The sequence below is a fragment of the Pseudomonas sp. RA_5y_Pfl1_P24 genome, assembly GCF_963970945.1.
GTDB classification, from domain to species: Bacteria; Pseudomonadota; Gammaproteobacteria; order Pseudomonadales; family Pseudomonadaceae; genus Aquipseudomonas; species Aquipseudomonas tritici.
Map to the genome: position 1 here is coordinate 361,507 of NZ_CAXAOJ010000007.1, position 10,039 is coordinate 371,545.

General features: G+C 60.1%; 11 protein-coding genes. 4 read left to right on the forward strand and 7 right to left on the reverse strand.

Features of this window, described 5'->3' with window-relative positions; translation table 11 throughout:
• Positions 1 to 18 precede the first annotated feature (18 nt).
• Positions 19 to 1,212 (forward strand): multidrug effflux MFS transporter, encoded by a 1,194-nt coding sequence (locus AACY30_RS14570; RefSeq protein ID WP_339472126.1) that lies wholly within the window; start codon positions 19 to 21, stop codon positions 1,210 to 1,212.
• Positions 1,213 to 1,220: 8 nt separating this feature from the next.
• Here AACY30_RS14570 and AACY30_RS14575 read toward each other — a convergent pair whose 3' ends face one another.
• The 3 genes from AACY30_RS14575 to AACY30_RS14585 form a co-directional block, all read right to left on the reverse strand.
• Positions 1,221 to 1,403 carry a hypothetical protein gene (locus AACY30_RS14575; RefSeq protein WP_339540535.1) on the reverse strand — a complete coding sequence of 61 codons (183 nt, stop codon included), beginning with the start codon at positions 1,401 to 1,403 and terminating at the stop codon, positions 1,221 to 1,223.
• A 145-nt stretch (positions 1,404 to 1,548) separates the two neighbouring features.
• Positions 1,549 to 2,562 (reverse strand): zinc-binding alcohol dehydrogenase family protein, encoded by a 1,014-nt coding sequence (locus AACY30_RS14580; protein ID WP_339472127.1) that lies wholly within the window; start codon positions 2,560 to 2,562, stop codon positions 1,549 to 1,551.
• Between the two features lie 25 nt (positions 2,563 to 2,587).
• Positions 2,588 to 2,881 carry a putative quinol monooxygenase gene (locus tag AACY30_RS14585; RefSeq protein WP_065874251.1) on the reverse strand — a complete coding sequence of 98 codons (294 nt, stop codon included), beginning with the start codon at positions 2,879 to 2,881 and terminating at the stop codon, positions 2,588 to 2,590.
• A 118-nt stretch (positions 2,882 to 2,999) separates the two neighbouring features.
• Between AACY30_RS14585 and AACY30_RS14590 the strand changes: the two genes are divergently transcribed.
• Positions 3,000 to 3,926: a LysR family transcriptional regulator gene (locus tag AACY30_RS14590; RefSeq protein WP_339540536.1), complete on the forward strand. Its 927-nt coding sequence runs from the start codon at positions 3,000 to 3,002 to the stop codon at positions 3,924 to 3,926.
• Positions 3,927 to 4,063: 137 nt separating this feature from the next.
• Positions 4,064 to 4,753, forward strand: a complete 690-nt coding sequence (locus AACY30_RS14595; protein WP_339540537.1) for an ArsR/SmtB family transcription factor — start codon at positions 4,064 to 4,066, stop codon at positions 4,751 to 4,753.
• 154 nt (positions 4,754 to 4,907) lie between these two features.
• On the opposite strand, the gene AACY30_RS14600 is transcribed toward AACY30_RS14595, so the two are convergent.
• Entirely contained in the window at positions 4,908 to 5,861 is a 954-nt protein-coding gene (locus tag AACY30_RS14600; RefSeq protein WP_339540538.1) for an adenosine deaminase, read from the reverse strand.
• A 194-nt stretch (positions 5,862 to 6,055) separates the two neighbouring features.
• Between AACY30_RS14600 and AACY30_RS14605 the strand changes: the two genes are divergently transcribed.
• Positions 6,056 to 7,147 (forward strand): calcium:proton antiporter, encoded by a 1,092-nt coding sequence (locus AACY30_RS14605; RefSeq protein WP_339540539.1) that lies wholly within the window; start codon positions 6,056 to 6,058, stop codon positions 7,145 to 7,147.
• A 46-nt stretch (positions 7,148 to 7,193) separates the two neighbouring features.
• Here the strand turns inward: AACY30_RS14605 and AACY30_RS14610 are convergent, their stop codons facing one another.
• The 3 genes from AACY30_RS14610 to AACY30_RS14620 all read right to left on the reverse strand — a co-directional run bounded on the left by AACY30_RS14610 (position 7,194) and on the right by AACY30_RS14620 (position 10,039).
• On the reverse strand, positions 7,194 to 8,552 hold the full coding sequence (locus AACY30_RS14610; RefSeq protein ID WP_339540540.1) for an 8-oxoguanine deaminase: 1,359 nt from the start codon (positions 8,550 to 8,552) through the stop codon (positions 7,194 to 7,196).
• A gap of 184 nt (positions 8,553 to 8,736) precedes the next feature.
• Positions 8,737 to 9,423 carry an SDR family oxidoreductase gene (locus tag AACY30_RS14615; RefSeq protein ID WP_339427212.1) on the reverse strand — a complete coding sequence of 229 codons (687 nt, stop codon included), beginning with the start codon at positions 9,421 to 9,423 and terminating at the stop codon, positions 8,737 to 8,739.
• Positions 9,424 to 9,457: 34 nt separating this feature from the next.
• On the reverse strand, positions 9,458 to 10,039 hold the full coding sequence (locus AACY30_RS14620) for an IMPACT family protein (RefSeq protein WP_339540541.1): 582 nt from the start codon (positions 10,037 to 10,039) through the stop codon (positions 9,458 to 9,460).

Genomic DNA, 10,039 nt, shown 5'->3' on the forward strand with positions numbered 1-10,039 from the left:
GTCTGACTTGGGTGCCCGATGAACCTTCGCATAATCCTGATTCTGGGTGCCTTGAGCGCCTTCGCGCCGTTGGCGATCGATTTTTACCTGCCGGGTTTCCCGGCGATGGCCAAGGCCTTTGCGACGGATGAAAAACACATCCAGCTGACTCTGGCGGTGTATTTCGCTGGCCTGGCCATCGGCCAATTGATCTATGGCCCACTCGCGGACCGCTTTGGTCGACGTGGCCCGCTGCTCAGTGGTGTCACCCTGTTTACGCTGGCCTCCTTTGCCTGCGCTTTCGCGCCGTCCTTGGAATGGCTGATCGGCGCGCGTTTCGTGCAGGCCCTCGGTGGCTGCGCCGGCATGGTGATTTCCCGCGCGGTGGTCAGCGATAAATGCGATGCGGTGGGCTCGGCCAAAGTGTTTTCTCAATTGATGCTAGTCACCGGCCTGGCGCCGATCCTCGCGCCACTGGCTGGCGGGCTGATGGTGGGGTTGTGGGGCTGGCAGTCGATTTTCCTGGCGCTGTCGATATTCAGCGTGATGGCGGCAATCGCTGTGGCGATCGGGCTGCCGGAAACCTTTCCGGCCCATCAGCCGCGCCAGCCGTTGTCCGGGTCGTTACGTCGCTACGGCTCGCTGTTGTCCGATCGGGTTTACCTGGGTTACGCGCTCACCGGCGGTATTTCGATTGCCGGGATGTTTGCCTACATTGCCGGTTCACCGTTCGTGTTTATCCAACTCTACGGCGTGCCTGCCGAGCATTACGGCTGGCTGTTTGGCTCCAATGCCGCAGGCTTTATCCTGGTGGCACAGGTGAATGCGCGGTTGCTGGCCAAACGTGGCCCGGCCTACCTGCTGTCGCGCAGTGTATGGGTCTACCTGTTGGCGGCATTGACGCTGCTCGGCATCGCGGCCTTACGCACCGATGCGCTGTGGCCATTGCTGGTGCCGCTGTTTATCTGCATCGCGAGCCTGGGCTGCATTTTGCCCAATACCTCGGCGTGCGCCATGAGCGGGCAGGGTGCACGCGCCGGTAGCGCGTCGGCGCTGCTCGGTTGCATTCAGTTTGGCGTGGCGGCTGGCGCTGCCTCATTAGTGGGTGTGCTGCACGACGGCACGGCGATGCCGATGGCCATCGTCATCAGCGTGTGCGGTGTATTGGCGGTAACGATTGCGATGTCGACCCAGCGCCTGCAACGGGCGAGGGCCGAGCAGGCGCAGGGCTGAAGCGCGGATCAGCCAGCGGCGGAGCGTTGCTGGCCGTTCGGAAAGCGGTGGGGGGCTTGGATACGGGTTTGCAGGGTGTCGGCAAACGCACGGGCTTCGGCCTCGGTGCGGAAGGTGAACGTGTCGCCGTCGAGACGAACCTGCCATTTATTGCCTGCGGATTTTGCTAACGCTTTTATCAGGATATTCATTGCTGACTTCCTCACGTAAAAGAATCGTGGCAAAGGCGGCCAATATAAACCCGAATACGTTCACAAATATGACAAAGATCAACTCTCAGACTAGCGGTGTCGTCCATTACTCACAGGAGTAACGGACAACACTGACAGACGTTTTTCAGAACCCTTCCAGTACGATCTTTCCCTTGGCCTTGCCGCTTTCCAGCAGCGCATGGGCACGCCGCAGGTTTGCCGCATTAATCACACCAAAGTGTTCACCCACTGTGGTTTTCAGGGTGCCTGCATCAATCAGTTCGGCCACGCGATTGAGCAGGTTGTGCTGTTCGATCATGTCCGGGGTCTCGAACATCGAGCGCGTGTACATGAACTCCCAATGCAGTGACAGGCTCTTGCGCTTGAGCTTACTGACGTCCAGTGCCTTGGGATCGTCGATCAGCGCCAGCTTGCCCTGGGGTTGCAGGGCTTCGACCAACTGGTCCAGGTGATGGTCAGTCTGGGTCAGGCTGGCGACGTGGGTCACTTGCGGGTGGCCAGCTGCTTTCAGCGCTTCGCTCAACGGTTGGCTGTGATCGATCACCAGGTCGGCGCCGAGGGCCTTGGCCCATTCCTGGGTTTCCGGGCGCGAAGCGGTGCCGATCACTTTCAAGGCGGTGAGCTGGCTGGCCAACTGGGTCAGGATCGATCCTACGCCACCAGCGGCGCCAACGATCAGCAGGCTCTGGCCTTCATCCTGTTTGCCTTCACGCACTTGCAGGCGTTCGAACAGCAGTTCCCACGCGGTGATGGCGGTCAGTGGCAGGGCGGCAGCTTCGGCAAAACCCAGGCTTTTCGGCATGTGCCCGACGATGCGTTCGTCCACGGTGTGCAATTCGCTGTTGCCGCCGGGACGCACCAGAGAACCGGCGTAGAACACGTTGTCACCGACGTTGAACAGCGTCACGTCACTGCCGACAGCCTTGACCACCCCGGCCACGTCCCAGCCCAGCACCTTGGCGGTGCCGTTTTCCGGGGCGACGTTCTGGCGCACTTTGGTGTCCACCGGGTTGACCGAGATGGCTTTGACGTCCACCAGCAGGTCACGCGGGCCGGCGACGGGCGCTGGCAACTCGATGTCTTGCAGGGCGTTCGGATCGTTGATCGGCAGCGAGGCGTAGTAGGCAATGGCTTTCATGATGGCTCCAGGAAAAGGGCGATGATCAGGCAAGAAACTTCAGGCGCTTGAGGTCGAAGTGTTCGATCACATCAGCGGCCTTGGCGCGAAAGCTCTGGATGTGTGCGCTCTGGTCGTGGTCGGCCAGCGCTGCGTCGTCGCTCCAACGTTCGAGCATGTAGAAGGTTTCGGGGTGTTGCAGGTCCTGGTGCAGGTCGTACTGCTCACAACCAGCCTCAAGGCGGGTGGGTTCCAGCAGGCCGCGCAGCAAGGTTTCCAGGGTGGCCTGCTGGCCGGGTTTGGCGATCAGCGTGGCGATGACGTTAAAGGCAGTGGACATATTTAACTCCAGACACGTAATGAACGGGATGCACGGATGATTGGCTATTTCCCCATGAGATAAAAGCCGCTAAAACAAAGGTCTGTTTCAACCAAATTTTGATAATGAGCGGGAATGCATGCTGCGTTTTGATGATTTGCAGTTATTTGTGCGTGCGGCGGACTTGGGTAGCCTGTCCGCTGCAGCACGGGTGATGGACCTGTCGCCTGCGGTGGCCAGTGCCGCGCTCAAGCGCATCGAACAGCAACTGGGCACGCGTTTGCTGGCGCGCTCTACCCGCAGCCTGCGCCTGACGGCTGAAGGCGAGGGTTTCCTGGAATATGCTCGCGCCGCGTTGAGCTCGCTGGATGAAGGGCGACGCTTATTGGCCAGCGGCCAAGACCATGTCAGTGGCGTGCTGCAGCTGTCGGCGCCTTCCGATTTCGGGCGTAACCAATTGCTGCCGTGGTTGGATGAATTCCAGCATGAGCACCCGCAACTGAGCGTGCGCCTGTTGTTGGGTGATCGAATTGCCGACTTGTTCCGCCAACCGGTGGACATCGCCCTACGCTACGGTGAGCCCGAGGATTCCAGCCTTGTCGCGCTCCCCGTCGCGGCGGACAACGTTCGCGTGCTCTGCGCGTCCCCTCGCTATCTCGCGCGTTATGGTGAACCTCGGCATCTGGAGCAATTGGCCCAGCACAATTGCCTGCTGTACATGCTTGGCAGCCGGGTCCACGACCACTGGACCTTTCACGACGGTAAACGCGACGTCAGCCTGACCGTCTCCGGCGACCGTTTCAGTGACGATGCCGACGTAGTCCGCCGCTGGGCGGTGGCGGGTGTGGGCATTGCCTACAAGTCCTGGCTGGACGTGAGTACTGACGTGCTGGCCGGGCGCCTGCGCTTGATCCTGCCTGAGCTGCGCGGTGAGCGTACGCCACTCAATCTGCTGTGCTCGCATCGCGCGCAGCTGAGCAAACCCATCAACTTGTTGCGGGAAATGCTCGTGTCCCGTTGTGCGATGTTGACTGCCCAATTGCCGGAGCCCTTGAGCGCGACGTAACGGCCTCCATCAAAGCAGGAAATTTCACTCAGATACTGTCCCTATCTACGCTGTCAGACGCCGTGGAACCGGCGATTTACGGCCCTATACTTTGGCGCCAACCTCAGTAGAAAAATAAATCGACAGGGAGTGAAAAGATGGACGTAGCACCTTGCATCAGTCAGATCGCCAGCTTGCTCGCCGAGCCCAAACGCACTGCCATGCTGTGGGCCTTGATGGATGGCTCGGCCAAGTCGCCGGTTGAGTTGGCAACGCTCGCCGGGCTGTCTCCGACATCCGCCAACGCGCACTTGGCGCGAATGACTGCAGGTGGTTTGTTGCGGGTGGAGGCCCGGCGTGGCAAGCGTTTGTTTCGTGTAGCGGCACCTGATGTCAGCGCTGCCATCGATGCCTTGGCCAGAACCACCATGGCTTGTGTTGCACGCAGCGCGCCGGGCGTTTTGCCGCCGGCCCTGGTTGCCCCGCCACTGTTACGCCATGCCCGGTTGTGCCACGGCCACCTCGGCGGGGAGCTGGGGGCGCAGTTGTATCAACATCTGTTGGAGGCGGGGTGGATCGAGCGCCATGAGTTGCGTACCGACATTACGGTCAAAGGCGCGCAGCACTTGGCCGGCCTGGGTATTTTCATTCAGGCATTGGCATCGCCGCTGGTGTGTAGTTGTTTTGACTGGAGCCAGCAGCAACCGCATCTGGGCGGTGCGTTGGGGGCAGGGTTGTTGCAACTGTTTTTGCAGTCGAACTGGATCAGTGTGATCAACGAGTCGCAGGCCTTGCAGGTGCACGCTATCGGACAGCGGGAAATCGCCCGATTCACCCTGGCTGGGTGAGGTGTTGACGTGAGATCGATGAATTCAATGTGGGAGCTGGGCTTGTCGAACCGTCGAACCGCCGCGATAGCGGTGTGTCAGGCAATAAATGCCTGGCTGATACACCGCTATCGCAGGCAAGCCAGCTCCCACATTTTGGACTGCGTTTAGTCAGTTATGGCTTGACCAGTCTTGCATCCAGGCTGTTCTGCGCCAGGCATTTGGCCTGGTCCTGGGTCATGCCCAGCGAGGTGTACAGCGCGTGGAAGTTCTCGGTGACATAGCCGCCGAAGTACGCCGGGTCATCCGAATTTACCGTCACCTTCACGCCACGCTCGAGCATGTCGAGGATGTTGTGTTGGGCCATGTCGTCGAACACGCACAGTTTGGTGTTGGACAATGGGCACACGGTCAGCGGGATCTGCTCGTCGATGATGCGCTGCATCAAGCGCTCGTCTTCGATAGCGCGCACGCCATGGTCGATACGCTCGATCTTCAACAGGTCGAGGGCTTCCCAGATGTATTCGGGCGGGCCTTCTTCGCCAGCGTGGGCCACGGTAAGGAAGCCTTCGTGGCGGGCGCGGTCGAACACGCGCTGGAACTTGCTCGGCGGGTGACCCATTTCCGAACTGTCCAGGCCCACGGCCACGAACGCGTCACGGAACGGCAAGGCCTGGTCCAGGGTTTTCTCGGCTTCGGCTTCGCTCAAGTGGCGCAGGAAGCTGAGGATCAAGCCGCTGGTAATACCCAGTTGTTGCTCGCCATCTTTAAGTGCAGCGGCGATGCCGTTGAGTACCACTTCGAACGGCACGCCACGGTCGGTGTGGGTCTGCGGGTCGAAGAAGGGTTCGGTGTGGATCACGTTCTGCGCTTTGCAGCGCAGCAGGTAGGCCCAGGTCAGGTCGTAGAAGTCCTGGGAGGTGCGCAGCACATCGGCGCCCTTGTAATACAGGTCGAGAAACTCTTGCAGGTTGTTGAACGCGTAGGCCTTGCGCAGGGTGTCGACGTCGTTCCACGGCAGCGCAATCTTGTTGCGCTCGGCCAGGGCGAACAGCAACTCAGGCTCCAGCGAGCCTTCCAGATGCAGGTGCAATTCAGCCTTGGGCAGGGCGTTGAGCCAATCGTACATTTTCTAAATTCTCATCAGGTGCAATGGCGGCATTCTACAGGCCATGGATGAAATAATCGGTAAAACCTGACCAGCAGGAGAGTTTTGGTTTTATTCGTGCAATCACCGTCTCAACTAAGATGTAACGAAACGTTAGCTGCATCGCGCAGTCTGTACCCCATCAATGACAGATTTGCCGTACTAAAAGGCCCGAAATGCTCACCTCCCTCAAGCAAGAAAAATTCATGCTGCTGGCGCTGATTGCCGCCATCGCCGCCTACTCGCTGGAGCACTGGATGCTGCACAGCGGGCAAATGGTGGCGCTGCTGGCCGGCGCTGCACTCATCGGCTTTATCGTAATGGCGTCGATGCGCGTGGCCCATCACGCCGAGCAACTCGCGGAAAAAGTCGGCGACCCCTACGGCACCATGATCCTCACCCTCGCTGCCGTGCTGGTGGAGGTGGTGATCCTGGCGATCATGATGAGCAACGAACCGTCCCCCACCCTGGTGCGCGACACCATTTACTCGGCGGTGATGCTCGACATCAACGGGATTCTCGGCCTGGCTGCGCTGATGGGCGGTATCAAGCACGGTGAACAGTCCTACAACGATGATTCGGCGCGCACTTACAGCGTGATGATCCTCACCGCCATGGGCGTGTCAATGGTGGTGCCGGAATTCATTCCCGAAGCCGACTGGAAAATTTACTCGGCCTTCACCATTGGCGCGATGGTGGTGTTGTACACCCTATTTCTGCGCATGCAGGTGGGGCCGCACAGTTATTTCTTTAGCTACAGCTACCCGGAAAAACGCCGCAAGAAGCAGCCGGAAGAACAGAAAGCGCCGTCGGTGAACCTGGCGTTTTCCATCGGCACGCTGGTGTTTGGGGTGGTGGTGATCGGCGCATTGGCCGAAGTGATGGCCAAGACCCTGGACCTTGGCCTGGAAGGCACAGGCGCGCCGCCGGTGATCACGGCGATTGTGGTCGCGGCCATTTCGGCAGCGCCGGAAATTTTGACAGCGTTGCGCGCTGCGTTGGCGAACCGCATGCAGTCGGTGGTGAATATTGCGTTGGGTGCTTCGTTGTCGACGGTGATCCTGACAGTGCCGGTGATGGAAGCCATGGCGCTCTACACCGGCCAGCCGTTCCAGATGGCGATGACGCCGGTGCAGACCGTGATGGTGTTGATCACGCTGATTGTCAGCGCGATCAACCTCAACGATGGCGAAACCAATGCCATCGAAGGGATGACGCATTTTGTGTTGTTTGCGACCTTCATCATGTTGTCGTTGTTGGGGGTGTAGCGCAACTCAACGCAACGCCGCTCCGACATTTTGCCCCGTGTCTGGCTTAGGTTCCGGCGATCAGTTGGCGTGCCGCCTGGGTGTGATCGGCGATCAAGCCTTTCAGGTCCAGGCCTTCCACTTGGCCGTCAATCACACGCCACTTGCCGCCGATCATCACCCGGTCCGCACGATCAGCACCGCACAGCAGCAGTGCTGAAATCGGGTCATGGCTGCCCGAGAAACGCAGCTCATCCAGCTTGAACAGCGCCAGGTCTGCCTGCTTTCCTACCGCCAACTCGCCAATGTCCGTACGCCCGAGCAATTGCGCTGAACCTTTGGTCGCCCAACCCAGCACGCCTTCAGGCGTGATCTTTTCTGCGCCATAACGCAGGCGCTGGATGTACAGCGCCTGGCGTGCTTCAAGGATCATGTTTGAGGCATCGTTGGAGGCTGAGCCATCCACGCCCAGGCCGATAGGCGCGCCCGCTGCCAACAGGTCCAGCGTCGGGCAGATGCCAGACGCCAGACGCATGTTCGAGCTTGGGCAGTGGCAGATGCCGGTGCCGGCGGCACCCAGGCGCGCAATTTCATCCGGGTTGAAGTGAATGCCATGCGCCAGCCAGGTGCGCGGGCCGAGCCAGCCGACGCTGTCCAGATAATCCACGGTGCGCAAGCCGAAGCGTTGCAGGCAGAAGTCTTCTTCGTCGAGGGTTTCCGCCAAGTGGGTGTGCAGGCGAACGTCGAGGCTGGTGGCCAGTTCGGCGCTGGCTTGCATGATTTGCGGGGTGACGGAAAACGGCGAGCAGGGGGCCAGGGCAATCTGGATCTGTGCGCCGTCGCCGCGCTGGTGATATTCGCGGATCAAGCGCTGGCTGTCTTCAAGGATGACTTGGCCCTGTTGCACGGTCTGCTGGGGAGGCAGGCCGCCATCGGCTTCGCCGAGGCTCATGGATCCGCGGGTGAGCATGGCGCGCATGCCCAATTCGCGCACGCTTTCAACTTGTACGTCGATCGCGTTTTCCAGGCCGTCAGGGAACAGGTAATGGTGGTCTGCCGCCGTGGTGCAGCCAGAAAGCAGCAACTCCGCGAGCGCCACCTTCGATGCCAAGGCGAGCTTTTCCGGGGTCAGTCGCGCCCAGACCGGGTAGAGGGTCTTCAACCAAGGGAACAGCGGCTGATTGACCACCGGCGCCCAGGCGCGGGTCAGGGTTTGGTAGAAGTGGTGATGGGTGTTGATCAGGCCGGGAAGGATCACATGTTCACGGGCATCGAAGACATGCCCGCAAGGCACGGCAGGCTCTCTTCCCCAGCCCAGTAATTCAGTGATCACACCGTCTTGCAGCACCAGGCCGCCACGGGCATCGAGGCCATTGGCAGTGAAAATCGCGAGGGGTTTTTTTAACCAGATACGGGTCGCAGGCATTGGCCGGCTCCTCTGAATGATGGGTTCAGGTTTGCCAGCTCAGTGTTGCCCTGTCTGCTGATCCAGGGTCGCCGGTGAAGGCGAGTGGCAGAGTTTACTTGTAGTCTATGTTCGGGTCTATCTGTAGGAGCGCGGTGCCCTCGAGATCATCGCGGGCAAGCCCGCTCCCACAGTGGGTGGGTATTTACCAGGCGATGGTGTCGCCTTTGTAATCGATGAAGTGATGGCCGCCTTTACCGGTGTAGGCGTTCACTTGGTCCACCAGCCCGCGCACGCTGGTGTCGACATCGATGTGCGCATTTTCGCCGCCCATATCGGTCTTCACCCAGCCTGGATGCAGCGACAACACCGTCAGTTTAGGGTCACCCAGTTGGGTGACAAAGCTGTTGGTCATGGAGTTGAGCGCCGCCTTGCTGGCCTTATACAGCGCCAGGTCAGAACCGTCGGGGATGGTCACGCTGCCCAGTACCGAACTCATGAAGGCCATGACGCCGCTGTCCTTGCGGATCTGCCCGACAAAGCGCTGGGCCAGGTTAATTGGCGCCACGGCATTGGTGAAAAACAGTTGACCGACTTCGGCCAGGGTGGCGTGGCCGGGTTCTTGATTGGCGGGGCCCTTAACGCCGGCGTTGACGAACAGCAGGTCGAAGGTGTGCTCCTTGAGGCGCTGGCTGAGGGCGATCACGGCTTGTTGATCGTCCATGTCGAGTTTTTCGATCTGCGTTGGGCCGAGGGCTTTCAGCGCATCGGCGTTGCTCGGATCACGCACGGTGGCGATCACATCCCAGCCGTCCTGGATCAGTTGCTTGACCAGGCCAAGGCCCAGCCCGCGCGATGCGCCGATGATCAATGCGGTTTTTGGCGTAGGCATGAAAAGCTTCCTTTAGTGTTGCGGTTCAGGGAGTTCAGCGTTGTAGCAGGATACGCCCACGGCTGAGGTCGGCGAGTTGAATTTGCAGGGTGTCGATATGCGCTTCGCCCACAGCCAGCTGTAGTTCGACGCCGTTGGCGGTGAAGGTTTCTTCCACCACCAGCCCGCCCAGTTCAGCCACGCGCAGTTTCACCAGGTTGAGTTCGGCGAACCTGCAAGCGCAACTTAAGGGCACACGGCTGATCAATTCGATGCGTTCGGCATTCTGCAGGCATTTATTCGCGCCACCGCCGTACGCACGCGCGAGCCCGCCGGTGCCCAATTGGATGCCGCCGTACCAGCGAATCACCAGCACCGCGACCTGATCAAAACCCTGTGCCTCGATGGCCGCCAGGATCGGCCTTCCGGCTGTGCCGCCGGGTTCTCCGTCGTCATTGCTGCGGTACTGGTCGGCCAGTTTCCAGGCCCAGCAATTGTGCGTGGCGTTCAGGTCGCTGTGCTGTTCGAAAAACGCCTGGGCGTCTTGCGCGCTGGTAATCGGTGCGGCGAGGGTGATGAAGCGGCTTTTGCGTATTTCTTCGCGAAACTCGCAAAGGCCGATGAGCGTAAAAGGCAT

What these genes read in the sequence shown, in the direction of transcription:
- AACY30_RS14570 (WP_339472126.1), top strand. Translation starts at nt 19, where the DNA reads ATGAACCTTCGCATAATCCTGATTCTGGGTGCCTTGAGCGCCTTCGCG.
- AACY30_RS14575 (WP_339540535.1), bottom strand. Translation starts at nt 1,403, where the DNA reads ATGAATATCCTGATAAAAGCGTTAGCAAAATCCGCAGGCAATAAATGG.
- AACY30_RS14580 (WP_339472127.1), bottom strand. Translation starts at nt 2,562, where the DNA reads ATGAAAGCCATTGCCTACTACGCCTCGCTGCCGATCAACGATCCGAAC.
- AACY30_RS14585 (WP_065874251.1), bottom strand. Translation starts at nt 2,881, where the DNA reads ATGTCCACTGCCTTTAACGTCATCGCCACGCTGATCGCCAAACCCGGC.
- AACY30_RS14590 (WP_339540536.1), top strand. Translation starts at nt 3,000, where the DNA reads ATGCTGCGTTTTGATGATTTGCAGTTATTTGTGCGTGCGGCGGACTTG.
- AACY30_RS14595 (WP_339540537.1), top strand. Translation starts at nt 4,064, where the DNA reads ATGGACGTAGCACCTTGCATCAGTCAGATCGCCAGCTTGCTCGCCGAG.
- AACY30_RS14600 (WP_339540538.1), bottom strand. Translation starts at nt 5,861, where the DNA reads ATGTACGATTGGCTCAACGCCCTGCCCAAGGCTGAATTGCACCTGCAT.
- AACY30_RS14605 (WP_339540539.1), top strand. Translation starts at nt 6,056, where the DNA reads ATGCTCACCTCCCTCAAGCAAGAAAAATTCATGCTGCTGGCGCTGATT.
- AACY30_RS14610 (WP_339540540.1), bottom strand. Translation starts at nt 8,552, where the DNA reads ATGCCTGCGACCCGTATCTGGTTAAAAAAACCCCTCGCGATTTTCACT.
- AACY30_RS14615 (WP_339427212.1), bottom strand. Translation starts at nt 9,423, where the DNA reads ATGCCTACGCCAAAAACCGCATTGATCATCGGCGCATCGCGCGGGCTG.
- AACY30_RS14620 (WP_339540541.1), bottom strand. Translation starts at nt 10,039, where the DNA reads ATGCCTTTTACGCTCATCGGCCTTTGCGAGTTTCGCGAAGAAATACGC.